Raw genomic sequence first — 24,280 nt, forward strand, 5'->3', positions numbered from 1 at the left:
CGATGGTACTGCACTCGGGAGGGTGTGGGAGAGTAGGACGCCGCCGGACAATTTTCAGTTAGGGCCATCCTTCGGGATGGCCCTAACTTGTTTCTAGCCCCTCTTTGACGGGCGACTCCAGAGACCCCTGTGACCGGTGCGACGAGACTGGCACAAGCTCACCCCGTACGGGTGACGTGGGCGAGGCGGCAACGGGGAGCCTGCCTGGCAGGGAAGGGAGGTTCATCCTGGCCGGGTGGGGCGCCCTCCCACCGCGCTCGACGCGACAGGGGGCCGCAGTGAAGCAGTTCGTCACTATCCTGGCCGGCAACGCCTTCGTGGTGAGCGATGGTCGCGGCGACATCGAGCCGTCGCCGCTCGTACCGACCGGGATGTTCTCGTTCGACCTCCGCTTCCTGTCCGAATGGAAACTGACCGTCAACGGTGAGCGACTGCACGCCCTTTCCGTCGACGACCTCCAGTACTACGAATCCCGGTACTTCCTCGTCCCCGGCGAACCAACGCACTACCTCGACGCCAAGGTCTCCGTGATCCGTCACCGCGTCCTCAGCGGTGCGCTCCAGGAGGAGTTGACCGTACTCAACCACCGGGGCGAGACGGTGGAGTTCACCGTACGGCTGGACATGGCAGCCGACTTCGTCGACGTGTTCGAGCTCAAGCAGGCCCTGGACGTGAAGCGCACCACCTCCGTGCTGGTCGAGGACGACGGCCTGCGGCTGCGCTACGTCCGGGGCGGCTACATCCGGGAATCGATCATCACGTCGAGCGCCCCGGCCGACATCGACGAGCACGGCATGACCTTCCGGCTCCGGCTCGAACCACACGGCCAGTGGAGCACCTCGCTGCGCGTGTCCGCGTACCTGCCCGGCGGCCACCGCGGGGAGGACATCCGCCAGCTCCTGTTGACCCACCGCGCCTCGGTCAACCCCGAGACGGAGCGTGACCTCGAATCCTGGCTCGCCAACGCGCCGCAACTCGGCTGCGACGACGCCGCCCTGGCAACCGCGTACCGCAGGGGGTTGAGCGATCTCGCGGCTCTCCAGTTCGGCGCCCTCGCCAGCGGCGCGAACCTGATCGCCGCCGGCACGCCCTGGTTCATGACCTTCTACGGCCGGGACAGCATGCTCACCTGCATCCAGGCGATGGCGTTCACGCCGCAGCTGGCGATCGGCACCCTGAACACCTTCGCGGCGACCCAGGCCACCGTGCTCGACGACTTCCGGGAAAAGGAACCCGGCAAGATCCTGCACGAGTTCCGGTACGGGGAGTCGTCGGCGTTCGAGGACCAGCCCCACTCGCCGTACTACGGGGCCGCCGACTCGACGCCGCTGTTCGTGATCCTGCTCGACGAGTACGAGCGCTGGACCGGCGACGTCGAACTCGTCCGGCGGCTCGAACACGAGGCACGGGCCGCGCTGCACTGGATCGACACCTACGGGGACCTGCTGGGCAACGGCTACATCTCGTACGAGCGGCGCAACACCGCGAGCGGGCTGGAGAACCAGTGCTGGAAGGACTCCCCCGACGCCATCTCGTACCGGGACGGGCGGCTGCCGTCGTTTCCCCGGGCCACCTGCGAACTCCAGGGGTACGCGTACGACGCGAAGATGCGCGGGGCCCGGCTGGCCCGGCGGATCTGGCACGACCCGATCTACGCCGACCGGCTGGAGGCGGAGGCGGCCGACCTGAAGGCCCGCTTCAACCGCGACTTCTGGGTCTCCGACGGTGAGTACTACGCGTTGGCGTTGGATGCCGACGGCGGTCAGGTCGACGCGCTCTCGTCCAACATGGGTCACCTGCTCTGGAGCGGGATCGTCGACCCGTCGCGGGCGGGCAGGGTGGCCGAACACCTGCTCGGGCCCCGGCTCTTCTCCGGCTGGGGCGTACGCACCCTCGCTGCAGGGGAGGAGCGGTACAACCCCACCGGCTACCACACCGGTGCGATCTGGCCGTTCGACAACTCGTTCATCGCCCTGGGCCTGCGTCGGTACGGCTTCGACGCGGAGGCCGGCCGGATCGCCTCGGCGATCATCGACGCCTCGCAGTACTTCGACGGGCGGTTGCCCCAGCTCTTCGCCGGTTATGACCGGGGACTGACCAAGTACCCGGTGCAGTACCCGACCAGCTGGAGCCCGCACGCCTGGTCGGCCGGGACGCCGCTGATGCTGATCCGGGTGCTGCTCGGTCTGGAGCCGCACGACGACCATCTGGTGGTCGACCCCGCCCTACCGAGGGGAATGGGCCGGATCGAGCTGCTCGACGTACCCGGCCGGTGGGGGCGGCTCGACGCGTTCGGCCGGGACCGGGTGGAGAGTCAGCGGCGGCGATCGGGCCGGGGTGGGCGGCGGGGCGGCGGCAACGTCGTCGCGCCCTGAACGGGGCCGAAGCGGCGGCGAGCGGCACAACTGTGTGGGGTGGGAACGTGCCGCGGTCCGCGTACGCGTACACGTACACGTAAAAAAGCGGCCGGTCCGGGAGGTTGTCCCGGACCGGCCGTCGTTGTGCGTGTGGTCAGCCGCCCAGGCTCGCGGCGGCCGAGGCGATCGCCGACGAGAAGTAGCTCACCTGGGTGTAGACGCCCGGGTAGTTGGGGCGGGCGCAGCCGTTGCCCCAGCTCACGATGCCCACCTGAACCCAGGCGTTGTTGGCGCCCCGGCGGAACATCGGGCCGCCCGAGTCACCCTGGCAGGTGTCGGTGCCACCGGCGGCGTAGCCGGCGCAGATCTCCTCGGCGACGACGACATCGCCACCGTACTGGGAGTCACAGGTGCTGTCGGCGACGAACGGAACGGTCGCCTTCAGCAGGTACCGCTGCTGCGGTCCGTTCTCCCGCGCCGAACCCCAACCGGCGACGGTGAACGTGCCGTTGTCGTACGCGGTGCTGGTGGCGATCGGCAGGGTGGCCAGGGTGGTGACCGGCGTGGCCAGCCGGATCAGCGCCCAGTCCTTGCCGGTGCCGTTGTAACCCGGCGCCCGGTAGACGTAGTTGGAGCGGACCGTGATCCGGCTGGACGACTGGAGGTCGACCACGCCGAGGGTCGCCGTGATGCTGGTGTTGGTGCCGGTGGCGCCGACGCAGTGCGCGGCGGTGAGGACCAGCCGGGCGCTGTAGAGGGAGCCGCCGCAGCCCATCGAGAGCCGGACCATGAACGGGAACTCGCCCTGGGCGGCGCGGGTGCCGCCGACGACCAGCGGAGTCACGCCGCCGTCCGAGGCAGCGGAGGCGGGTGCGACCAGTGCGAGACTGCCGACGGTCACCGCGGTCAACGCGGCGGCCGCCAGGCCGGTGAGCTTGCGCCAGCGAATCATGGGATCCCTCTCCAAGCAAAGGATTGGCGTGCCTTGTGGGCGCGCTCAGATCACGTTGCCGGCAGCGTATGGAAGCCGAGAGACGTATCGCAATGCCTCGATGTCATCCCGGTTGTGTCATACCTTCGAGGATGGGTTCCGGGGTCAGCTCGGCTTCTTGGCGCAGACGTACCGGGGCTCGGCGTCGTACCGCCAGGTGAACTTCTCCCGCTTCAGCTCCTTGCCATCCTTGACGAAGACCCGGAACGCGTCCTGGGTGAAGCCGTCGATACCGCTGGTGGCGATGCACGACGGACCGGGATCGAGGTGGATCAGCTTCGGCTTGGTGATGTTGCGGCGCGGGCCGTACACCGTCTTGACGCTGTCGTACACCTTGGTGCCCCAGATCGACACGGTGATCGTGTCGTTGGTCCACGAGGTGTCGATCAGCACGCCGTGCGGGCTGTCGTTGCGGAACTTGAAGTCCAGGTCCGGGTAGAAGATCGTCGACTCGATCACCGCCGGGTACCGGTCGAACCAGTACGAGTGCGGCTTGTGCTCGACGTCCTCAAGACCGGCGTAGTACGTGGCGTTGAAGATGGTGGTGGTGAACTGCGACGCCCCGCCGCCGACCCCCGGCACCAGTTTGCCGTCCAGGATCACCGGTGCGTCCTTGTAGCCCTGTGCGTAGCCGCGCTCACCGGTGTGCTTGTTCAGGGAGAACGTCTCGCCGGGCTTGACCACCGCGCCGTCCACCTCCTTGGCGATCGTCACGATGTTGTGACTGCGCGGGGAGGAGAGCCCACCGGTGAACTTGGTGGTGAAGGTGGAGACCTGTTCCTTGATCCCCAACTTGGTCATCGCGTCGGTGCTGGTCTTCGGCTCGACCGGCTTCAGCACGCCCTTGACCTCACGCCCGTCGGCGCGCGGCAGCACCGCCAGCAGGTCCCGGCTCAGCGCCGCGGTGTCCACCGCGTGCCCCGGGCTGCTCGCCACCACCTGGGGCTTGCCGCCCTGGAGAGCGACGGTGGCCTCCTTCGGCTTGACCTCGACCTTCGCCAGTTGGGTGGTCAGCGCGGCCTGGAGCTTCTTCTCGTCCACCACCGGCGCGATCTTGCCGGTCTTGTCGGCGTTCAGCAGCAGGCTCTTGGCGATCGCGGCCGGCGGGATGCTGAACGAGCCCTTGTCGGTGGTCACCGTGACCGGCGCGGCGACGGCCGGCTGGGCCAGTTCCGCGACGAGCTTGTCGACCTCTTCCTTCGTGGTGGCCGGTTGGGCCTCCACCAGCGGTACGACCACCGGCTGGCCGCTCAGCCAGCCGGTGCGCAGCGCCTGCGCCGACTGCTCCGGGTCCAGGTCCTGGCCCGGCGTCGGGTAGTTCGGCTTCGGCGTGGTGCCCTGGAAGACGATCGACGGCGGCGTCATCGGCCGACCGGTGCGGCCGACGGTCTTGCGCAGTTCGGCGTCGAGCAGACCGGCGTCGACGGTGATCACGGGCTCGACGGTGCGGGACTTGAAGAGCAGGTCGACCGGGCCCGGACCGGCGCCGACCGTCGCGTCCACGGTGGCGGTCACGTCCACGGCGAGGCCGACGTCGATCGGCTTGAACTCCGCCGTCTGGTCGCCGACCTTCACGGTCACCGGTGCGGAGAAGGTGTCCGCCCGCCGCTCCAACTCGGTCCGGAGTAGTGCCGCCGCCGTCTCCCGGGACTTGCCGCCCAGGTTCACGCCGAGCACCTCGGTGCCGCGCGGCACCTCGCCGCTGTACGCGTACCCGGCGGTGCCACCGATCGCGGCCAGGACGGCGGCGACCAGGCCGCCGGCAACGAGCGCCGTGCGCCGCCCACGGCGGGACGTCGGCTCCGCCGGGGGTACGTCGTCACCGTGCTCGGGGGTGCCGAAGGTCATCAGGTCCGGTTGCTGCGGCTCGGGCGCCGGCCCGGTCACGGGCCCGCTGACCTGCCGCGGCACCGCCGTGATCTCGGTGGTCGGCGTCTCGCCGGCGGGTGGTCTCTTCGCGCCGTACAGGCTCACAGGGCAACCTCGATCAGGGGATGGGCGGGGGTGGGGTCGGTGCAAGCCCGCGTGTTGACACGACCCGGAGGCCTAACGGTAGCCAAGCGCGGCACCGGATGTCAGCCCGCGGGGGCCTGCGGCGGATTCGCCCGCGCGAATCTCTCACGCTACTGGACCATTCACGCGTGCCTGACGGCCGAAAGGACGAAAATGATCCGGTACGAGCCGGCAGTGGATGCCCCGGGGCGTCGGATCAGCCGGCGGTGTCGGAAATCGCCTGCCGGAACACCCGGGACCGGTGCGCGTAGTTGTCGAACCGGCCGTAGCTCGGCGCCGCCGGGGAGAGCAGCACCACGCCACCGGCGGGGGTGCGCGCGCGGCCGAGGCGTACCGCCTCCACCAGGTCGTCCGCGCCGATGGTGGTGATCCCCGGCAGGTCCTTGACCGTTTCGAGGATGCGCGGCCCACTGTCCGGTACGCCGATCAGGGTGGCCTCGACGGCCTGCGCGGCGAGGAAGTCGCGCAGCGGCGCGTAGTCGACCCCCCGGTCCTCGCCGCCGACGATGACGGTGAGCGGGCGGTGGGCGAACGCCTCGATGGCGTGAATGGCCGACTGCGGGATGGTGGAGAGCGAGTCGTCGACGAAGGTGATGCCGGACGGGTCCTCGATCGGGGTCAGCCGGTGTTCCAGCGCGGGAAAGGTGGCGGCCGCGTCGGCGATCCGGTCGGACTCCGCCACCAGGTCCACACCGACCGACTCCAGTACGCCGAGCGCCACGCAGAGGTTCCACTCGTTGTGCCGCCCGACCAGCGGAAACGCGGAGCGGGGAAAGAGCGGCTGGTCGGCCAGGTGCATCCAGCGGCTGCCGTCCGGGCCGGGCGCCACGTGGGTGGTCTCCGGCCGTCCGGCGGGCAGCAGCGGCAGTCCGGGGCGGGCGGCGAGCTCTGCGGTGAGCTGCTCGTCGTTGGCGTTGAACACCACCCGGCCGGGGCCGTGCTCGACGATGTTGAGCTTGTGCCGGTAGTACTCGGACTCGCTGCCGGCCCAGTCCAGGTGCTCCGGGACCAGTGCGGTGAGGGCCACCACCTGCGGCGAGACCAGCAGGTCCGCGCACTGGTACATGGACAGCTCCAGCACGTACCGGTCGGCCGGGGGCAGTTCGAGGACGGCGGTGCCGATGTTGCCGCCGATCTCGTTGGGGTGCCCGAGGGCGGTCAGCAGGTGGCTGATCAGGACCGTGGTGGTGCTCTTGCCCTTGCTGCCGGTCACCCCGATGGTGGCCGGTGCGTGGTCGGCCATCCAGAGGGCGGTGCCACCGGTCACCGTCACGCCCCGCTCGCGCAGCCGCATCATCCACGGATGGGTCTCGCCGATCACCGGGGACCGGACCACGACGTCCGCGCGCAGCAGCAGGTCGAGCGCTTCCGGACCGGTGTGCAGCGGGGCGAGTTCGGCGAGCCGGCCCTCCCAGGGACGGGCCAGGAAGGTCTCCCGGTCCTGCACCGCGACCAGGTCGGCCGGGCCGACCGGGGCGATCGTGTTGACCGCGGCGACCCCCTCCCGGCCGGTGCCCCAGACGGCGACGCGTCGACCACGTAGATCAGTGAGGTGCACCAGAACTCCTTCGCCCGCGAACCTCGGCGGCTGCGGCCCGCGGCTCGCGTCCATACTTTAGTCCGCCGGGCCCGCTCTGCCGGCCACGGCGCCGACAACGCCCCGACCAGGTACGCCGACCGGGAACGTACCCGGCCGGCGTACCCGTTCCGGTCGCGTCGAGCCGCGGGACCCGGTGCGGCGGTCAGAGCCGGGCGAGTGCCGCCTTCAGCGGGTCGAGTCCGAGCGAGCCGAGGTTGAGCGCGTCGCGGTGGAACTGCTTCAGGTCGAAGTCGGGTCCCTTGCGCGCCTTGGCGTCGTCGCGGGCCTGGAGCCAGATCCGCTCGCCGACCTTGTACGCCGGCGCCTGTCCCGGCCAGCCGAGGTAGCGGTTGAGTTCGAAGCGCAGGTTCTCGTCCGGCACCCGGCAGTGGGCGCGCATGAACTCCCAGCCGAGTTCCGGGGTCCACCGCTGCCCGGGGTGGAAGCCGAACGGGTTGTCCCTCGGGATCTCCAGTTCGAGGTGCATGCCGATGTCGACGATCACCCGGGCGGCCCGGAAGGCCTGGCCGTCGAGCATGCCGAGCTTGTCGCCCGGGTCGTCGAGGTAGCCCAGGTCGTCCATCAGCCGCTCGGAGTAGAGCGCCCAGCCCTCGCCGTGCCCGGAGGACCAGGAGAGCAGCCGCTGCCAGCGGTTGAGCAGTTCGGCACGGGCGTGGGTCTGCCCGACCTGGAGGTGGTGACCGGGTGCGCCCTCGTGGTAGACCGTGGTCACCTCACGCCAGGTGGAGAACTCGTCGATCCCCTGCGGCACCGCCCACCACATCCGGCCGGGGCGGGAGAAGTCCTCGCTGGGGCCGGTGTAGTAGATCCCGCCGTCGCTGGTCGGGGCGAGGCGGCACTCGATCCGGCGTACCTGCTCGGGGATGTCGAAGTGGGTGCCGTGCAGGTCGGCGATGGCCTTGTCGGCCAGTGCCTGCATCCAGTCGCGGAACGCTTCCTTGCCCTGGATCCGGCGGGCCGGGTCGGCGTCGAGCGCGGCAACCGCCTCGTCGACGGTCGCGCCGGGGCTGACGATCCGGGCCGCCACCGCGCGCATCTCGGCTTCGAGCCGGGCCAGTTCGTCGAAGCCCCAGGCGTACGTCTCGTCGAGGTCGATCTTCGCGCCGAGGAAGTACTGCGAGGCGAGCTGGTACCGCTCCCGTCCGGCGGCCTGCTTCTCCCGCCCGCGCGGCGCGAGTTCCGTACGCAGGAACTGGCCGAATTCGGCGGTCGCCGCGGTTGCCGCCGCCGCGCCCCGACGCAGTTCGGCGGCGAGTGCGCCGTCGGCGCCGAGCCGGTCGACCAGGCTGTGGAAGAAGTTGTCCTGCTTCGGGTCGGTCCAGATGTCGCACTGCTTGGCGACCTCGATCATCTGGGCTCGGGGGCTGACGTGTCCGGCGTCGGCGGAGCTGACCAGCGTGGTCCGGTAGTCGGCCAGCGCGGCGGCGAAGGTGTTGAGCCGGGCGGCGATGTTCCCGAGCGCCTCCGGGCCCTCGGTCGGCATCAGGTCGAAGACCTGGCGCATCTCGTGCAGGCCGCTGGTGATCACGTTGATCTCGCTGGCCGTCTCGCCGGCGTCGTACCGGGCGAGTTCCAGGCCGAGGCGTTCCTGCATCGCCTCTTTTGCGCTGCGTTCGGCCATCGAGGCCGGTTCGATCACGTCGAGTGCGGCGAGCGTGCGTCGGTTGAAGTCGGCCTGGGCGGCGTAGCCGGCCGGCGAGAGGTCGCCGAGCTGGTCGTCGTGGCCGGTGATGCCGACGAAGGTGGCGCTGAGCGGGTTCAGGGGCGCCCAGTCGGCGACATAGCGGTTGGCGAGGTCATCGATTTGTCCCACGGCACGACCCTACGTGACCGACCTGTCCGCTGGTCGAGCCATTTGCGCTGCCGGTGACGGTCGTCCCCGAGCAGGCCACCGGTCCCGGATTGGCCTGCTCGCAGCCGCGGAACCCGCGCGACTTATGTCGGACGGCTGGGGCAGAGTGTCAGGGGTGAACGCCCCTTCCGCTCCTGACAGCAACGTACGCGCCTGGCTGCCGGGTTTTCTCGCCGTCGCCGTGATCTGGGGAGCGAGCTTCCTCTTCATCAAGATCGGGGTACGTGAGCTGCACCCGCTCTACGTCACCCTCGGCCGGGCCGGCGCGGGCGCGTTGACCCTGCTCGTGGCGCTGGCCGTGCTGCGTGACCGGCTGCCCCGCGACCCGGTGCTGTGGCTGCACCTGACGGTGGTCGCGACCGTCGGGGTCGCCATCCCGTTCACCCTCTTCGGGTACGGCGAACAGCGGGTCTCCTCGATCCTGGCGGGCATCTGGAACGCCACCACTCCGCTGGTCGTACTGCCGATCGCGGTGCTGGTGTTCCGTACCGAGCGGATGACCGCGCGCCGGGCGATCGGCCTGGTTCTCGGCTTCGTCGGCGTGCTGGTGGTGCTCGGCGCATGGCAGGGCCTGGGCGGGGCCGAGTTCACCGGCCAGCTCTTCTGCTTCGGCGCGGCCGTCTGTTACGGGCTCTCCATTCCGTACCTGAAGCGGTTCGTCTCGGGCCGACCGGAGTCGGGCCTGGCACTCACGGCCGGTCAGCTGCTGGTGGCGACCGTGCTGCTGGCGATCGTCGCGCCGCTGGTGGCCGGTGCGCCGCCGGCACCGACCAGCCTCTCCCCGGACGTGATCGCCAGCGTGCTCGCGCTGGGCTCACTCGGCACCGGGCTCGCCTTCGTGATCAACCTGCGGACGATCCGGCTGGCCGGGGCGAGCACCGCCTCGACCGTGACCTACCTGATCCCGATCTTCGCGGTCCTGGTCGGCGTGCTCGCGCTGGACGAACACCTGGCCTGGTACCAGCCGGTGGGCGCGGTGATCGTGCTGATCGGGGTCGCGGTGTCGCAGCGCCTGCTCTTCCGGGGCCGCCCCGGACCGCTCCGGACCGCTCCGGGTCCGGACCGCCCGATCGCCCCCGCCGACCCGGCCCCCGTCACCGCCGAGCCAGCCGCCGTCACCGCCGAGCCGGTCGCCGCCGAGCTGAGTCGGACGCCGTAACCGTTCAGCCGGCGTGAGCGGCGGTCCAGGCCAGCAACTCGTCGGCGGCCCAGGTGTTGACCACCCGGTCGACCGGCACCCCGCACCGGGCCGCCCGCTCGCAGCCGAAACGTTGCCAGTCGAGCTGGCCCGGCGCGTGCGCGTCGGTGTCGATCGCGAACTCGCAGCCCGCCTCGACCGCCACCCGGATCAGCCGCTTCGGCGGGTCCTGCCGCTCCGGCCGGGAGTTGATCTCCACGGCCTTGCCGTACTCGGCGCAGGCGGCGAAGACCGCCTCGGCGTCGAAGTCGCTCGGCGGGCGGGTCCGGGCCCGGTGACCCCGGTCCCCCGGCCCGGTCACCCCCGGCGGCCGACCGGCCACCATCCGGCCGGTGCAGTGCCCCAGGATGTCCAGGTGCGGGTTGGCGATCGCGGCCAGCATCCGCCGGGTCATCTTCGCCCGCTCGTCCGAGAGCCCGCTGTGCACCGAACCGACCACCACGTCCAACTCGGCCAGCAACTCCTCCTCCTGGTCGAGCGAGCCGTCGGCCAGGATGTCCACCTCGATCCCGGTGAGCAGCCGGAACCCCTCGGGCAGCGCGGCGTTGATCGCCGCCACGTGATCGAGCTGTTTGCGCAACCGGGCCGCCGTCAGGCCCCGGGCCACCTTCAACCGGGGCGAGTGGTCGGTCAGCACGAGATACTCGTGCCCCAGGTCGACCGCGGTCAGCGCCATCTCCTCGATCGGCGAACCGCCGTCGGACCAGTCGGAGTGGGTGTGACAGTCGCCGCGCAACGCGTTGCGCAGCGCGGCCGTCGCCTCGTCCAGGTCGACGCCCTCGGTCGCGGTCAGCCGCCGCAGGTAGACCGGCTCCTCGCCGGCCAGCGACTCGGTCACACACCGGGCGGTGACGTCACCGACCCCGCTCAGCTCCGTCAACGTGCCCGCCCGCGCCCGCGTGGCCAGCTCGTCGGCGGGCAGCGCGGCCAGCGTCGTCGCCGCCGAGCGGAACGCCCGTACCCGGTAGGTGGCCTCGTTCGCCCGCTCCAGCAGGAAGGCGATCCGGCGCAGGTCGGCGAGCGCGTCCCGAGCTGTCATCAGCTCACCGTAACCGGCCCACCGGCCGCCCGCCCGGCTCCGCGCCCGCGTCGTAGCCTTGCAGATCATGAGGACGATCGACTGGGTGGACGGCGCCGTCGAGATCATCGACCAGACCGCGCTGCCGGACCGGCTCACCGTACGGCGACTGCCCGGTGTCGAGGAGTTGGTGGCGGCGATCCAGACCCTCGCCGTACGCGGGGCACCCGCGCTCGGCGTCGCCGGGGCGCTCGGGGTGGCGCTCGCCGCCCGGCGGTACGACGGTGACCCGGTGGCGACGGCTGCCGCCGTACGGCTGGTGGAAAACGCCCGCCCGACGGCGGTGAACCTGGCCCGGGGTGCCCGCCGGGCGGCACAGCGGCTGCCGGAGGGCCCGGACGCGGTCCTCGCCACCGCGCTGGCCGTACGCGACGAGGAGATCGCCGCCTCCGCCGCGATGGCCGGGCTCGGTGCCGACCTGCTGGCCGAACTCTGCCCGCCCCGCCCCCGGCTGCTCACCCACTGCAACACCGGTGCGCTGGCGGCCGTCGTCGGCGGCACCGCGCTCGGCGCGGTGATCGAACTGCACCGGCGCGGCGGGCTCGGCGCGGTGGTGGCGAGCGAGACCCGACCGCTGTTGCAGGGGGCCCGGCTGACCAGTTGGGAACTGGGCCGGGCCGGGATCGAGTGCCGGGTCGCGGCCGACGGCGCCGGTCCGTTCCTGATGGCCCGGGGCGAGATCGACGCGGTGATCCTGGGCGCAGACCGGATCTGTGCCAACGGCGACACCGTCAACAAGATCGGTAGTTACGCGCACGCGCTCGGCGCCCACCGGGCCGGCATCCCGTTCGTCGTCGTCGCACCGGAATCCACTGTGGACCACGGCACGGCGACCGGGGCCGACGTCGAGATCGAGGACCGGGGCCCGGACGAGGTGCTCACCTTCCGGGGGAACCGGACCGCCCCGGACACCACCGGCGCGGTGAACCCGGCCTTCGACGTCACCCCGTACGACCTGATCACCGCGATCGTCACCGACCGGCGGGTGGTCCGACCGGCGCGGGGCGAACGGGTCTGACCGCGGTCACCGTACGACGGTTCGGGGCGACCGCGACCACCCAGCCGCCGGCCCGGCCCAGTTCCAGCAGGTCGTCGATCCGGGCCGGCAGCTCCCGCGCGGTCCCCGGCCGGTACGGCCAGGCGGCCCGCACCGCCGACGCCGGGGCCAGCCAGTCGCGCAGCGCGGTGATCGGGTCGTCGGCGTCGACCGCCGCCCGCGCCTCGTGCAGGGCGTCCAGGACCCGGTCCAGGGCCGCGCCGACCGCCGCCGCGTTCCCGCCGCACATCGCCGCCACCAGGTCCGGTCGGGTCGCCGCGACCCGGGTACCGTCCCGGAACGAGCCGGCGGCGAGCGTGCCGGCCAACGGCTCGTCGGCCACCCCGGCGGCCAGTGCCGCCGCCAGCAGGTGCGGTACGTGACTCACCGCCGCCACCGCCCGGTCGTGCTCGGCGGCGGTGGTCGGGACCACCCGCGCGCCCAGCGGGGTCAGCAGCGCCGCCAGTTCCAGCCAGTCGGCCAGCGAGGTCCCGCGCGGTTCGAGGCAGAGCACCCAGGCGCAGCCGGCGAAGAGCGCCGGATCGGCCGCACCGAAACCGGAGGTCTCCCGACCGGCCATCGGGTGCCCGCCGACGAACCCGGCCAGCCGCTGCGGCTGCCGGTGCAACCGTTCCTCGACCAGGGCCGCGACCGGGCCCTTGACCGAGGTGACGTCGGTGACCAGCCCGGCGTAGCCGGCGTCGCGCAGCTGGTCGAGCACCCCGCCGACGGCGGGCAGCGGAACCGCGAGGACCACCAGTTCCGCGCGGGCGACGGTGTCCCGGATCGTCGGCGTGACCTGCCACCGGTCGCTCGCCGGGGCCTGGGCGGCGGCGGTCCTGGCCGTGGCCCGGGTGGCCGGGTCGGCGTCGTAGCCGAGCACCCGGTGGCCGGTCGCGGCCAGCGCGCGCAGCACGGAGCCGCCGATGAGTCCGAGGCCGATAACCGCGACGTTCACGCCGGTGACTCTCGCACACCCGCCCGCCCGTCAGGGGGCAAGGCTCGCCCGGCACCGGGTGCCGTGGCTCAGTGTGCCGCCGGTCGGGTGCTGTGGTTCACGGTGCCGGTGGGCAGTTGTGCTTCCGGTGCCAGGTGGTCACCTCGGTCACCGGCGACCGGTTCGTCCGGTCCCGCCACGCGTTCAGGTAGGGCGCCGGCTTGATCACACCCCGGCGGATCCACCAGTCCTCGGTCCGGTCGCACGGCGGTGAGATGCCGAAGTGCAGGTGGCACACGTTGTTCGCGTTGCCGGTCTTGCCGACCCGGCCGACCTGCTGGCCGGCGCGGACTCGTACCCCGGCGTCCATGCCGGCGGCGAGCTCGGACAGGTGCGAGCCGTAGTAGCGGACCCCGTCGTCGCCGAGCAGCGACACCGCCTTGCCGCCGTTGAGTGGCCCCTGCGGGCCGCTCTTGGTGTACCGGTCCTCACGGGTCACCTCAAGGATCTCCCCGTCGGTCACGGCCACCACGGGGGTGCCGCAGGAGGCGAAGATGTCGGTGGCCGCGTACGTGGCGTGGGTGGTGCCGTAGGACGCGGCGGCGGAGTTGACCGGGAAGACGTACCTGGGGGCGGTCGGGCTGGCCGAGGGCGTGCCGGACGGGGTGGCCGGCGGCGTCACCGGGGGCGGGGCCGTGGCCGCGCTGGTCGGGGCGCTCACCGGGTCGGTCGGCGACGACCAGACCGCCGGGCGGCTCTGCGCGCAGCCGGCGGCGGCCACCGCCGTCAGCAGCAGGACCATCGGGTACGCGCATCGGCGCCCGGTCGGGCGTCGCGTACCCGTTTCGTCCCGTGACATCCCGCCATCCTGGCAGAACGCGTGCGCTCGTGTGGCGCCGGTTGCCGGCCCGTGGACGCGCGGCGCCTCCCGGTGCCGCGCGCCCGCAGCGGCCGGCTCTGTCGGCTCCAGCGGGTACGCTGCGAGGCGGCGGTGTGGCTCCACCGTGACCGGTCGGGGCTCGGCGCGACCGAGCGGAGGAGCGAGGGTGATGGCCGAACAGCCGACGTCACGCACCTGGCCGGAGGCGGGCCAGCCGGCGCGTACGCCGTCGGGTCTGTTCCCGTCCGGCCTGCCGTCGCGGCCGACCTACCGTGAACCCCATCCGGTACGCGGATCGGCGCTCGCCGCCGGTGCCGGCTCGGCGGCGGCCTGGTTGGTCCTGTTCGGGCTGCTCGGCGATGACCTGCGCGGTTACGTCTGGTGGACGGTGCTGGCCGGTGGGTTGGCCTGGCTGGCGGCCCTGTTGCTGGTCCGGTTCGGTGACCGGGGCGCCGCCATCGGTGTGGCGATGGTCACCGCGTTGGCGTGGTCGATTGCCGCGCTCGCGGTCGCGGTCCGCTGGAGAACCACCGGTTGGCCGCTCTGGTGACACTGGGCTGTCGGATCACTCCCCTCGGTACGCGATCTAGGGCGGTGGGTACTGGCTCGGTGGCGCACCGCGACCGGGCTTGACGAACGCCGTGATACTGGGCACCCTCGCCACTATGGCCTGGACAGAGCAGCGGCTCGACCCTGAGCGCACGCGTCGGCGGATACAGCTCCTCGCGGAGCTGGCCGGGGCGAAGTCGGTGCGGGAGCGGACGCAGCCGCGCCGGGTCCGGGTCGACCGGTTGCGCGAGTTGATCGCCACCCGTCGCCGACTGGCCGGCTGACCACACCCGGATCCGCTCGATTACGTCCCCCTCGTTCGGGGAGTTGCGCGTCGCCGCCCAGACCCGACCGGATACCGTCACGCGTGACAGGCAGTCGACAGTGGTGGGCGGCGGTACAGCCGTGAGTTGTTGGGGGGACCGGTGTCGTACTTCGCGGCGGCCGTGGTGCGGGGCTCGACCGGCTGGAGCGCAGCCGAACTCGACCTCGGTGGTGCCGCAGACATAGACGAGGTCGCGGACCTGCTGCGCGAGGTCGACGTGGATGCCGACACCTCGCTGCTCTTCGTCGAATCCGACGACGCCTACCTGGCCATCCTGCGCCTGGACGACGGCGAGGACCTGCGGATCTTCGGCTCCGACTCGGCCTTCGCCGAGGAGTCCCGGCTCGGCGCCCTGCTGCTCGGTGACATCAAGGCACCCGCGTTGGAGATCGACGACGTGGTCGAGCCGGCCACGGCCGCCCTGGCCTCGTCGACCGACGAGGAGAGCGAGCAGCCGGCCGCCGACCCGGACGCCGACCCGATCGGGGACGCCGACCTCCTCGCCAACCTGGGCATCTCGGCCCACCGCCTGCTCGCCCTCTGCGCCCGGGAACGGATGCTTCCGGCCGACGTCACGGCCGAACTGTGCCAGGTGATCGGCTGCGGCGACGTGGTCGACGAACTGCGCGAGGCGTGAACGGTCCGGACGGCGTAGACCCGGCGGACTCCGGTCCGACGGACTCCGGTCCGACGGACTCCGGTCCGACGGACTCCGGTCCGACGGGATCCGGTCCGCCCGCCGTCGTGGGGCGGCGGCAACGCCACGAGGCGTGGATGCGTCGGGCACTGGCGGTGGCCGCCGCCGACGGTCCACCGGGTGCGGCGGGTGACCCGTCCGACGACGTGCCGGTCGGCGCGGTGCTCTACGGCCCGGACGGGGTCGAACTCGCCGTCGGCCGCAACGAGCGCGAACGTAGCGGTGACCCGACCGCGCACGCCGAGATCCTGGTCCTGCGCCGGGCGGCGGAACAACGCGGCGCCTGGCGGCTGGACGGCTGCACCCTGGTGGTGACCCTCGAACCGTGCACCATGTGCGCGGGCGCACTGGTGCTGGCCCGGATCTCGACCCTGGTCTTCGGGGCATGGGAGCCGAAGACCGGCGCGGTCGGCTCGCTCTGGGACGTCGTACGCGACCGCCGGCTCAACCATCGTCCCGAGGTGTACGGCGGGGTGCTGGCGGCCGAGTCCGCCGAGTTGCTCCGCGCCTTCTTCCGCTGACCGTGCCAGCGACCCGCGCACGGGTCACACCCGCTGTGCACAACGCTGTGGATAACTGTGGATAGTTCCTGCCACCGTTGTGCACACCCTGTGGAAAACCGTGGACTGACTGTGGATAGCCGCTGTGGATAAGGCGCGGCGCCGGCCCGTTACGCGACCGTCACGCGGTGGCGGACTCCGGGCGGAGCAGGGTCTGCCCGACTGCCTTGGCACCGTCGGTCCAGGGGGTCGGGCGCAGCGTCGCCGGGTCGAGTCGGACGATCGCCCGCCGCCCCTGTGCGTGCACGGTGGCACCATCGGTGGAGAGCAGGCGGAAGCCGTACTCGGCGCTGGTGGTGCCGAAGCTCTCGAACCAGAAGTGGACCAGGATCGGGCCGGTGCCGCGGATCGGGACGCGGTAACTGATGGACAGCTCGCGTACGGCGTGGAAGATGTCCGGGGCGGTCATCCGGCCGTTCTCGAAGGAGAACCCGCGCTCGGCCCAGTACGGCGTCAGCGCCCGTTCCAACAGCAGGGCGTACTTGGCGTTGTGGACGATGCCCATCATGTCGAGGTCGTCGAAGTGCACCCAGACCGGCTCGGCGTGACCGAACGGGACGTCGGGTGGGGTGATCGTGCCGTTGGCACCGGTCATGTCGATCATCCTTCGGGTAGCAGATCCGGGTCGGGGCAGAGGGCACGCAGCCGGTCGAGCACCGCTCGCCGGGAGTACTGGTAACTGGGTTGGGCGGGCGTCAACCGGGACTGCAACGCGGCGGCGAGGCCGAGCGCCTCGATCTCGTACGCCAGCAGGCCGACGTCTGTCTGCGCGGCCAGCTCACCGGCGGCCACCGCCTCGGTGGCGAGCCGCCGGACCAGGACCAGCCAGTCGTCGAGGGATTCGGCCAGCCGGTCGCGGACCGGGCCGGGATGCGTGTTGTACTCGAACTCGGCGTTGGCGAAGAAGCAGGCGCCGGGGAGCGTTCCGTTGCCGTAGTAGGCCAGCCGGCGCTCGTGCAGGGCCCAGAGTCGGCGTACGCCCCGGGGTGCCCGCAGGGCCGGCCGGATCACCTCGTCGATCATCAGCTCGCGGGCCCGGTCGACGGTGGCGAGTTGCAGCTCCTCCTTGGAGCGCCAGTGCGTGAACAGGCCGGACTTGCTCACCCCGAGCCGGTCGGCGAGCTGGCCGAGGGAGAGCCCGTCGAGTCCGGCCTCGGTGGCCAGGGCCACGGCGGCGTCGAGCACCATCGTCCGGGTGCGTTCGCCTCGGACCACCCGCCCGTCCACCGTCATGATCGCGAGCCTACAACTATCCGACCGATCGGTCGGATAGTTTCACGGGCGCGGCAGCGTGACGCTCACCACCAGGCCACCGCCCTCGCGCGGCCGGGCATCGACGCTGCCACCATGTGCCCGCGCCACCGCCCGCACGATCGACAGACCCAGGCCGAACCCGCGCCCACCGCCGACCCGCTCCCCGTGCAGCCGCCGGAACGGCTGGAAGATCGTCTCGATCTCGTACCCCGGCACCACCGGCCCGGTGTTGCTCACCACCAGCGTCGGCCGCCCGTCGACCAACCCGGTACGCACCGACACCCAGCCCCCGGCCGGCAGGTTGTGCCGCAGCGCGTTCTCCACCAGATTCGAGGTCAACCGCTCCAGCAGCACCGCGTCCCCGACCGTACGGGCCGGCCCGAACTCCCGGACCGCAGCCCGCGCCAGCACCCCGGTCGGCTCCGCGTCCGGCTCCCGCGACGCGTGCTGGCCCAGGACGTACGCGGCCACCTCGGCCAGGTCGATCGACGTACGGTCGGTCAGCTCGTTCTCCGAGTCGGCGAGCGTGAGCAGCCCCTCGATCAGCCGCTCGTGCCGCTCGTTCACCGCCAGCAGCGCCTCGCCGAGCTGTCGTACGTCGGCCGAGGCGTCCGGCCGGGTCACCGCCAACTCCACCAGCGCCCGGTTCAACGCCAGCGGCGTACGCAACTCGTGCGAGGCGTTGGCCACGAACCGCCGCTGCCCGTCGAAGGAACGGTCCAACCGTTCCAGCATCAGGTCGAACGTGTCCGCGAGCTTGCGTACCTCGTCCTGCGGCCCGGTCAGCGCGATCCGCTCGTGCAGCCCACGCCCGGCGGTGTTCGCGCCCGCGATCCGCCGGGCGGTGCCGGTGATCTGGTGCAGCGGCTGCAACGCCCGGCCGGCGATCAACCAGCCGAAGGCGATCGCCGCCGCCGAGACCAGCGCCAGCGCGATGCCGCCCTGGGTGAGCAGCGAGTCCAGCGTGTCCTGCTGCGCGTCCTCCTGGAGCTTCTGCACGAACCGGCGCAGCGACTCCGCGTTCTGCCCGACGGGCGCGTTGGCGGGCACCTCGTAAACCATGTCCGGCTTCTTCAGCGTCACCCCCATCGGCGCCGGCGTCCGCTGCTGCACCAGCACGTAGGTGACCGCCAGCAGGACCATGCCGGCGAGCAGGAACAGCCCGCCGTAGACCACGGTGAGCCGAGCCCGGATCGTCGCTCGCTGCATCAAACTACGGATCATGGAATCTGGTACCCCACTCCCGGTACCGTCTCGACCACCTGCGGGTCGCCGAGCTTGCGGCGCAGCTTCATCACGGTCACCCGGACCACGTTCGTGAACGGGTCGATGTGCTCGTCCCAGGCTCGCTCCAGCAGATCCTCGGCGGAAACCACCGACCCGTCGGCCCGCATCAGCTCGGCCAGCACCGCGAACTCCTTGCGGGACAGCGCGACGTACCGGCCGTCGCGGTAGACCTCGTGCCGGCCGGGGTCGACCACGATCCCGGCCCGGCTCAGTTTCGGCGGCGCCGCCGGACGGGCCCGCCGGGTCAGCGCGTGCACCCGGGCCGAGAGCTCCACCAGCGCGAACGGCTTGGTCAGGTAGTCGTCGGCACCGAGCGACAACCCGGCCACCCGCTCCCGTACCGCGGCGGCGGCGGTCAGCATCAGCACCCGGCTCGCCCCGCCCCCGGCCACGATCGACCGGCACACGTCGTCGCCGTGCACCACCGGCAGATCCCGGTCGAGCACCACCACGTCGTACTCGTTCACGCCCAGGCGTTCGAGGGCGGACCCACCGTCGTACGCGATATCGACGGCGAACGCCTCCCGCCGCAACCACTCGGCGATCGCGTCCGCCAACAGGCTCTCGTCCTCGACCACCAGCACTCGCATCGGTCCATGGTGACTCGGTCCCGGATAACGCCACCGTTAACGCCGACGGTTACGCCCCGGATACCGCCCTTCCGGTCGACTCGTCGGCAACGGTCACCCCGCTCCGGCCCCACCGCACCCGCATCCGGAGCCGAGCACGGTGACCGGCCCCCGATCGAAGGTCGGCGACCGACGTCGACCCCCGAGAGAGAGGAACGGGCCCATGCGTCGACCACCGGTCACCGGTTCACTCGTCCTGCCCGCGTTACTCGCCCTGGCGCTCGCCGGCTGCGGCACGACCGTCGAGAGCGAAGGAGTGGCCACCGCCGGTGGCGCGGCCAGTGGCGGACCGAGCGCCTCGGCCAGCGCCGCCGCCCTCGACGACGCCGACCGCCAGCTGAAGTTCGCCCAGTGCATGCGGGAGAACGGGGTCGACATGCCCGACCCCGACCCGGCCGCACCGGGCCGGGTCCGGATCGGCGGTGGCGACGGCGACCAGGGCAAGACCCAGGCGGCGCTGGAGAAGTGCCGCGACCTGCTGCCCAACGGTGGCCAGGCGCGCAAGCTCGACCCCGAGCAGGCGGAGAGCATGCGCAAAATGGCCCAGTGCATGCGGGAGAACGGCTTCCCGGACTTCCCCGATCCCGGTCCCGACGGCACGCTCAAGCTCGACAAGAGCCTGCTCGGCGGCAAGGGCCTGGACGACCCGACGCTCAAGGCCGCGATGGACAAGTGCGAGCAGTACAAGCCGAAGATGGCCGGGGGCGGCAAGTGACCGACCGCCCCACCACCACCGAACCAGCCGTCGAACCTCCCGTCCGGCGTCGCCGTCGCCGCTCGCGTACCGGCGCGGCACTGGTCACCGCCGCCGCCGTGGTCGCCGTCGGTGCCGGCGGCGCCGCCGCGATCGGCTTCGGCGGCCGCGATTCCGGTACGGCCACCGCCAGCACCCAACCACCGGCAACCGCCCAGGTCACCCGGCAGACCCTGGTCGACGCGCAGACCGTCGACGGAGAACTCGGGTACGGCGCCACGCGTACCGCCACCGCCCGGCGCGGCGGCACCGTCACCTGGCTCGCCCCGACCGGTACCACCGTCAAACGCGGCCAGCCCCTGTACGCCGTCGACAACGCGAAGGTGGTGCTGCTGCACGGCGGGCTGCCCGCGTACCGGACGCTGCGGTCCGGGGTGGAGGGGACCGACGTGAAACAGTTCGAGCAGAACCTGGCCGCGCTTGGTTACACCGGCTTCACCGTCGACGACGAGTACACCGGCAGCACCGCCGAGGCGGTCCGGGACTGGCAGGACGACCTCGGACGGGACGACACCGGACGGGTCGAACCGGCCGACATCGTCTACGCCGCCGCCGACGTACGCGTCGAGGGGCTCCAGGCGGAGACCGGCGACACCGTCCAGCCCGGCGCGGCCGTGCTCACGTACAGCGGCACGAACCGGCTCGTCACCGTCGACCTGGACATCGACGACCAGCGACTGGCACGCAAGGGTGCCAAGGTCGGCCTGACCCTGCCCGACGGCAAACAACTCGACGGCACGATCACCACCGTCGAGACCGTGATCGAGACAGCGGCCGGCGGGGCGACCGGCGACAGTGAACCGGAGACGATCATCGAGGTGACCGTGGCGGTCACCGACCCGAAGGCACTCGCCGCGTTCGACCAGGCGTCGGTCAGGGTCGCCTTCACCGCCGACGAACGCGCCGACGTACTCACCGTGCCGGTGGCGGCCCTGCTTGCCCTCGCCGAAGGCGGGTACGGCGTGGAGGTGGTCGACGCCGGGCGTACCCGGATCGTCGCGGTCCGGACCGGCCTGTTCGCCAACGGCAGGGTGGAGGTCTCCGGCGACGGGCTGACCGAGGGCCTGACCGTCGGGGTGCCGGCATGACCGCCGGTACGGGCGCACCGCCCGTGGTCGCGCTGGACAACGTCACCAAGGTCTACCCCGGCGGGGTGGCCGCGCTGCGCGGCGTGACCCTGACCATCGGGCGCGGCGAACTCGTGGCGATCGTCGGCCCGTCCGGCTCCGGCAAGTCGACCATGCTGCACCTGATCGGCACCCTCGACCAGCCATCCTCCGGTGCCGTACGCATCGACGGCTACGACACCGCCACACTCAACGACCGGCAACTGTCCGCACTGCGGTCCAGCCGGATCGGCTTCGTGTTCCAGCAGTTCCACCTCGCGCCCGGCGTACCGGTGGTGGAGAACGTCGCCGACGGGCTGCTGTATGCCGGCGTACCCCTGGGGGAGCGGCGCCGACGCGCGGCGGCCGCGCTGGGCCGGGTCGGCCTGGACCACCGACTCGACCACCGGCCGCACGAACTCTCCGGCGGCGAACGGCAACGCGTCGCCATCGCCCGCGCGGTCGTCGGCGACCCGCCGCTGCTGCTCGCCGACGAACCCACCGGCAACCTCGACTCCGTCTCCGGCGCCGGGGTGCTTGAGTTGCTGCACGAACTGAACCGGGCCGGCACCACCGTCATCGTGATCACCCACGACCGGGAGATCGCCGCCAGCCTGCCCCGCCAGGTACGCATGCGCGACGGCCAACTCGTCGCGGACCTCAGTGGGGCCGCCGACCTGACAGGCGTCGCCGCCGGTGGAGTCGGGTCCGGTGGAGTCGGGTCCGGAGTCGGGTCCGGTGGAGTCGGGTTCGGTGGCGTCGCCGCCGGTGAGGTCGGGTGAGCCGGGTGTCGCGTTCGCCGGCTGACCCGGCTGCCCCGCCCGGCCCGGCCGGACTGCCCGCTCGGCCGGCCCGGCTCGTGCCGGCGCGGCTGCGTCCCCGGGACATCGTCCGGGTCGGCGGGGTCGGCCTGCGGACCCGACCGCTGCGGGCGTTCCTCTCCGCGCTCGGCATCGCCATCGGTATCGCCGCCATGGTCGCCGTCGTCGGCATCTCGTCCTCGTCGCGGGCCGAACTCGACCGCACCCTTGCCGCCCTCGGCACCAACCTGCTCACCGTCTCACCCGGCAAGTCCCTCTTCGGCGACGACGCCCAACTGCCGATCGAATCGGTGGCGATGATCGCCCGGATCGGGCCGGTCGAGCGGGTTGCCGCGACCGCGCAACTTCCCGACGCCAAGGTGTTCCGCAGCGACCGGATCCCGGCCGCCCAGACCGGCGGCATCGGCGTACGGGCCGCCAACCTCGAACTACTCGACACCGTCGGCGCCGCAACGCTGCGCGGAACGTGGCTCAACCCGGCCACCGCCCGCTACCCGGCCGTCGTGCTCGGCGCCACCGCCGCCCAGCGCCTCGGCCTCACCACCGCCGGTACGGACACCCAGATCCGGGTCGGTGACCGCTGGTTCACCGTCATCGGCATCCTCGCCCCGGTGCCCCTGGCCCCCGAACTGGACCTCAGTGCGTTGGTCGGTTGGGAAGCCGCGACCACGTACCTCGGATTCGACGGCCACCCGACCACCGTCTACAGCCGCTCGGCCGAACCCTCCGTCGAGGCCGTACGCGCGGTCCTCGGTGGCACCGCCAACCCGGCCGCACCGAACGAGGTGGAGGTGTCCCGCCCGTCCGACGCGCTCGCCGCCGCCCAGGCCACCGACCAGGCGTTCACCGGGCTGCTGCTCGGCCTCGGCGCGGTCGCGTTGCTGGTCGGCGGGGTCGGGGTGGCGAACACGATGGTCATCTCGGTGCTCGAACGCCGCCCCGAGATCGGGCTGCGCCGCTCGCTCGGCGCGACCCGGGGCCAGATCCGTACCCAGTTCCTCACCGAGTCACTGCTGCTGTCCGCGCTCGGCGGGACGGGCGGAGTCCTGCTCGGCATCGCCGTCACCGCCGGCTACGCCCTGCTCCAGTCCTGGCCCACCGTCGTACCCGCCTGGGCCACCCTCGGTGGTGTCGGGGCGACCCTGCTCATCGGCGCCCTCGCCGGCCTCTACCCCGCCATCCGCGCCGCCCACCTGCCGCCCACGGAGGCCCTCGCCACCCCGTAACCCTCCCTCCCTCCCTCCCCCTCCCCGCGCCGCCGCCCCCTCTCTCCTCGTTGATCTAGGGCAAATACGTGCTAGTTGATCTCCATCAACCACCATTCGCCCTAGATCAACGAGTGGATTGGCGGGCGGCGGTGATGGTGGCGAGGATTTTTTGGGGGGAGTGGTAGAGGTCGGTGGAGGTGAAGTAGCGAATGGCCCAGCCGCGTTGGGAGAGCCAGTTGTGGCGGGTGCGATCGGCGCGGAGCCGGCGTGGGTCGAGGTGGCTGGAGCCGTCGTACTCAACCGCTATCAGGTGGTCGGGATCGCCAAGATCGACTCGATGTCGTACGTGCCCGAAGTCGTCGAGTACGGGAAGCTGGGGGACGAAGCCATCGAGTTTGCCGTCGTGCAGGACCAGGCGGAGCTGGCTCTCCTGTCGACACTCCGGACGCGGGTCGGCCAGCGGGATCAGTTCCCGGGCCTGGCGTACGCCCCGCAGGCCGCGGTGCCGGAGCACCTCCAGCGACAGTTGTTCCGGGTCGCAGGCGCCAGCGAAAAGCGCGGCGTCCAACACCGGCAGGGCGTCTCGTCGCGGCAGCAGTCGGGCGAGGTCGACGGCGCAACGCGTGGGTGGGGCGCAGGGAAGCCCGAAGAGTTCGATCGGCGGACCGATCGGCAGCACCACCTGATGTGCGGTGATGCCGGGGCGCTGCGGAAACGGCGTTCCGGCCGGAAGCAGGAGGTGAATGGTGCTGGCTCGGGCCACACCGAATCCGTAGAGCTGGGCGGCGGTGTGCGCGCCGAGCACGGCGAGCGGTGGCGCCGCGCGCAGAGCGGCCCGCGCTCGGTCGAGAAGAAGGCCGGGTAGATCCGAGAGCCCGAGGTAGACACCGTGATGAGGGCGAAGCAGGCGCCGCCGGGATGTCCGCCACCGAACAGCTTCCCTGCTCAGCCCCTGGCGTCGCAGCTCGCGATAGGTGAGAGGGTGCGGGTTGGAGTGGCGGAAGAGTTCCAAGGGCAGACGCATCGCCTCGGCGTAGAGATCCATGGCCCGGCAGAGTGCTCTGCCCCCCACTCACCCGCGAGCCCTCAAACCTCAGCCTGTGGATAACCCCGCCCCATGTGGACAACCCCCACCACCCCACCAAACC

General features: G+C 71.8%; 23 protein-coding genes. 11 read left to right on the forward strand and 12 right to left on the reverse strand.

Annotated features, from left to right (window positions below; all coding sequences use genetic code 11):
• The first annotated feature begins 278 nt into the window (after positions 1-278).
• Positions 279-2,375, forward strand: coding sequence for an amylo-alpha-1,6-glucosidase (locus ACZ6QQ_RS36205; protein ID WP_465882519.1), 2,097 nt, complete (start codon positions 279-281; stop codon positions 2,373-2,375).
• A gap of 136 nt (positions 2,376-2,511) precedes the next feature.
• On the opposite strand, the gene ACZ6QQ_RS36210 is transcribed toward ACZ6QQ_RS36205, so the two are convergent.
• From ACZ6QQ_RS36210 to ACZ6QQ_RS36225, 4 genes are all read right to left on the reverse strand, one after another.
• Positions 2,512-3,309, reverse strand: a complete 798-nt coding sequence (locus tag ACZ6QQ_RS36210; protein ID WP_465882521.1) for a S1 family peptidase — start codon at positions 3,307-3,309, stop codon at positions 2,512-2,514.
• 144 nt (positions 3,310-3,453) lie between these two features.
• Positions 3,454-5,322, reverse strand: a complete 1,869-nt coding sequence (locus ACZ6QQ_RS36215; protein WP_465882523.1) for a VanW family protein — start codon at positions 5,320-5,322, stop codon at positions 3,454-3,456.
• Between the two features lie 235 nt (positions 5,323-5,557).
• Positions 5,558-6,919, reverse strand: a complete 1,362-nt coding sequence (murD, locus tag ACZ6QQ_RS36220; RefSeq protein WP_465882524.1) for a UDP-N-acetylmuramoyl-L-alanine--D-glutamate ligase — start codon at positions 6,917-6,919, stop codon at positions 5,558-5,560.
• Between the two features lie 184 nt (positions 6,920-7,103).
• Entirely contained in the window at positions 7,104-8,774 is a 1,671-nt protein-coding gene (locus ACZ6QQ_RS36225; protein ID WP_465882526.1) for a DUF885 domain-containing protein, read from the reverse strand.
• A gap of 124 nt (positions 8,775-8,898) precedes the next feature.
• On the opposite strand from ACZ6QQ_RS36225, the gene ACZ6QQ_RS36230 reads away from it, so the two are divergent.
• Positions 8,899-9,972: a DMT family transporter gene (locus ACZ6QQ_RS36230; RefSeq protein WP_465882528.1), complete on the forward strand. Its 1,074-nt coding sequence runs from the start codon at positions 8,899-8,901 to the stop codon at positions 9,970-9,972.
• A gap of 4 nt (positions 9,973-9,976) precedes the next feature.
• Here the strand turns inward: ACZ6QQ_RS36230 and ACZ6QQ_RS36235 are convergent, their stop codons facing one another.
• On the reverse strand, positions 9,977-11,050 hold the full coding sequence (locus tag ACZ6QQ_RS36235) for a PHP domain-containing protein (RefSeq protein ID WP_465882529.1): 1,074 nt from the start codon (positions 11,048-11,050) through the stop codon (positions 9,977-9,979).
• 67 nt (positions 11,051-11,117) lie between these two features.
• Between ACZ6QQ_RS36235 and mtnA the strand changes: the two genes are divergently transcribed.
• Positions 11,118-12,107: an S-methyl-5-thioribose-1-phosphate isomerase gene (mtnA, locus tag ACZ6QQ_RS36240; RefSeq protein WP_465882530.1), complete on the forward strand. Its 990-nt coding sequence runs from the start codon at positions 11,118-11,120 to the stop codon at positions 12,105-12,107.
• Here mtnA and ACZ6QQ_RS36245 read toward each other — a convergent pair.
• Positions 12,061-13,083, reverse strand: a complete 1,023-nt coding sequence (locus ACZ6QQ_RS36245) for a prephenate dehydrogenase (protein WP_465882532.1) — start codon at positions 13,081-13,083, stop codon at positions 12,061-12,063. The two genes, mtnA and ACZ6QQ_RS36245, sit on opposite strands and share 47 nt — an antisense overlap.
• Before the next feature lie 97 nt (positions 13,084-13,180).
• Positions 13,181-13,921 (reverse strand): M23 family metallopeptidase, encoded by a 741-nt coding sequence (locus ACZ6QQ_RS36250; protein ID WP_465882533.1) that lies wholly within the window; start codon positions 13,919-13,921, stop codon positions 13,181-13,183.
• Between the two features lie 190 nt (positions 13,922-14,111).
• On the opposite strand from ACZ6QQ_RS36250, the gene ACZ6QQ_RS36255 reads away from it, so the two are divergent.
• The 4 genes from ACZ6QQ_RS36255 (at position 14,112) to ACZ6QQ_RS36270 (ending at position 16,034) form a co-directional block, all read left to right on the forward strand.
• Complete coding sequence (locus ACZ6QQ_RS36255) at positions 14,112-14,492, forward strand: hypothetical protein (protein WP_465882534.1); 381 nt, start codon at positions 14,112-14,114, stop codon at positions 14,490-14,492.
• 115 nt (positions 14,493-14,607) lie between these two features.
• A complete protein-coding gene (locus ACZ6QQ_RS36260) occupies positions 14,608-14,775 on the forward strand; it encodes a hypothetical protein (RefSeq protein ID WP_326561696.1) in 168 nt (55 codons plus the stop codon).
• A gap of 141 nt (positions 14,776-14,916) precedes the next feature.
• Positions 14,917-15,453, forward strand: a complete 537-nt coding sequence (locus tag ACZ6QQ_RS36265) for a tRNA adenosine deaminase-associated protein (protein WP_465882536.1) — start codon at positions 14,917-14,919, stop codon at positions 15,451-15,453.
• A gap of 107 nt (positions 15,454-15,560) precedes the next feature.
• Positions 15,561-16,034 (forward strand): nucleoside deaminase, encoded by a 474-nt coding sequence (locus tag ACZ6QQ_RS36270; RefSeq protein WP_465882537.1) that lies wholly within the window; start codon positions 15,561-15,563, stop codon positions 16,032-16,034.
• A gap of 160 nt (positions 16,035-16,194) precedes the next feature.
• On the opposite strand, the gene ACZ6QQ_RS36275 is transcribed toward ACZ6QQ_RS36270, so the two are convergent.
• Genes ACZ6QQ_RS36275 through ACZ6QQ_RS36290 form a run of 4 tightly spaced genes read right to left on the reverse strand, consistent with a single transcriptional unit; the run spans position 16,195 to position 19,204 of the window.
• Positions 16,195-16,668 (reverse strand): acyl-CoA thioesterase, encoded by a 474-nt coding sequence (locus tag ACZ6QQ_RS36275; protein ID WP_465882538.1) that lies wholly within the window; start codon positions 16,666-16,668, stop codon positions 16,195-16,197.
• Between the two features lie 5 nt (positions 16,669-16,673).
• Positions 16,674-17,306, reverse strand: coding sequence for a TetR/AcrR family transcriptional regulator (locus ACZ6QQ_RS36280; protein WP_465882540.1), 633 nt, complete (start codon positions 17,304-17,306; stop codon positions 16,674-16,676).
• 42 nt (positions 17,307-17,348) lie between these two features.
• Positions 17,349-18,536, reverse strand: a complete 1,188-nt coding sequence (locus tag ACZ6QQ_RS36285; protein WP_465882542.1) for a sensor histidine kinase — start codon at positions 18,534-18,536, stop codon at positions 17,349-17,351.
• Between the two features lie 11 nt (positions 18,537-18,547).
• A complete protein-coding gene (locus ACZ6QQ_RS36290; protein ID WP_465882543.1) occupies positions 18,548-19,204 on the reverse strand; it encodes a response regulator transcription factor in 657 nt (218 codons plus the stop codon).
• Between the two features lie 202 nt (positions 19,205-19,406).
• On the opposite strand from ACZ6QQ_RS36290, the gene ACZ6QQ_RS36295 reads away from it, so the two are divergent.
• The 4 genes from ACZ6QQ_RS36295 (at position 19,407) to ACZ6QQ_RS36310 (ending at position 23,150) form a co-directional block, all read left to right on the forward strand.
• Positions 19,407-19,958, forward strand: a complete 552-nt coding sequence (locus ACZ6QQ_RS36295) for a hypothetical protein (RefSeq protein ID WP_465882544.1) — start codon at positions 19,407-19,409, stop codon at positions 19,956-19,958.
• Between the two features lie 80 nt (positions 19,959-20,038).
• Positions 20,039-21,085, forward strand: coding sequence for a peptidoglycan-binding protein (locus tag ACZ6QQ_RS36300; protein ID WP_465882558.1), 1,047 nt, complete (start codon positions 20,039-20,041; stop codon positions 21,083-21,085).
• Positions 21,082-21,885 carry an ABC transporter ATP-binding protein gene (locus ACZ6QQ_RS36305; RefSeq protein ID WP_465882545.1) on the forward strand — a complete coding sequence of 268 codons (804 nt, stop codon included), beginning with the start codon at positions 21,082-21,084 and terminating at the stop codon, positions 21,883-21,885. Before ACZ6QQ_RS36300 ends, ACZ6QQ_RS36305 begins: the two co-directional genes overlap by 4 nt.
• A gap of 53 nt (positions 21,886-21,938) precedes the next feature.
• On the forward strand, positions 21,939-23,150 hold the full coding sequence (locus ACZ6QQ_RS36310) for an ABC transporter permease (protein WP_465882560.1): 1,212 nt from the start codon (positions 21,939-21,941) through the stop codon (positions 23,148-23,150).
• Positions 23,151-23,256: 106 nt separating this feature from the next.
• Here the strand turns inward: ACZ6QQ_RS36310 and ACZ6QQ_RS36315 are convergent, their stop codons facing one another.
• Complete coding sequence (locus tag ACZ6QQ_RS36315) at positions 23,257-24,177, reverse strand: hypothetical protein (protein ID WP_465882546.1); 921 nt, start codon at positions 24,175-24,177, stop codon at positions 23,257-23,259.
• Positions 24,178-24,280: the final 103 nt, after the last annotated feature.

Source organism: Micromonospora sp. NPDC049529 (genome assembly GCF_055586685.1).

Excerpts from the sequence above, each read along its gene's own strand:
- mtnA (WP_465882530.1), top strand. The coding sequence starts at position 11,118 with ATGAGGACGATCGACTGGGTGGACGGCGCCGTCGAGATCATCGACCAG.
- ACZ6QQ_RS36285 (WP_465882542.1), bottom strand. The coding sequence starts at position 18,536 with ATGCAGCGAGCGACGATCCGGGCTCGGCTCACCGTGGTCTACGGCGGG.
- ACZ6QQ_RS36230 (WP_465882528.1), top strand. The coding sequence starts at position 8,899 with ATGTCGGACGGCTGGGGCAGAGTGTCAGGGGTGAACGCCCCTTCCGCT.
- ACZ6QQ_RS36305 (WP_465882545.1), top strand. The coding sequence starts at position 21,082 with ATGACCGCCGGTACGGGCGCACCGCCCGTGGTCGCGCTGGACAACGTC.
- ACZ6QQ_RS36255 (WP_465882534.1), top strand. The coding sequence starts at position 14,112 with ATGGCCGAACAGCCGACGTCACGCACCTGGCCGGAGGCGGGCCAGCCG.
- ACZ6QQ_RS36295 (WP_465882544.1), top strand. The coding sequence starts at position 19,407 with ATGCGTCGACCACCGGTCACCGGTTCACTCGTCCTGCCCGCGTTACTC.
- ACZ6QQ_RS36275 (WP_465882538.1), bottom strand. The coding sequence starts at position 16,668 with ATGACCGGTGCCAACGGCACGATCACCCCACCCGACGTCCCGTTCGGT.
- ACZ6QQ_RS36250 (WP_465882533.1), bottom strand. The coding sequence starts at position 13,921 with ATGTCACGGGACGAAACGGGTACGCGACGCCCGACCGGGCGCCGATGC.
- ACZ6QQ_RS36315 (WP_465882546.1), bottom strand. The coding sequence starts at position 24,177 with ATGGATCTCTACGCCGAGGCGATGCGTCTGCCCTTGGAACTCTTCCGC.
- ACZ6QQ_RS36235 (WP_465882529.1), bottom strand. The coding sequence starts at position 11,050 with ATGACAGCTCGGGACGCGCTCGCCGACCTGCGCCGGATCGCCTTCCTG.
- ACZ6QQ_RS36210 (WP_465882521.1), bottom strand. The coding sequence starts at position 3,309 with ATGATTCGCTGGCGCAAGCTCACCGGCCTGGCGGCCGCCGCGTTGACC.
- ACZ6QQ_RS36260 (WP_326561696.1), top strand. The coding sequence starts at position 14,608 with ATGGCCTGGACAGAGCAGCGGCTCGACCCTGAGCGCACGCGTCGGCGG.
- ACZ6QQ_RS36280 (WP_465882540.1), bottom strand. The coding sequence starts at position 17,306 with ATGACGGTGGACGGGCGGGTGGTCCGAGGCGAACGCACCCGGACGATG.
- ACZ6QQ_RS36290 (WP_465882543.1), bottom strand. The coding sequence starts at position 19,204 with ATGCGAGTGCTGGTGGTCGAGGACGAGAGCCTGTTGGCGGACGCGATC.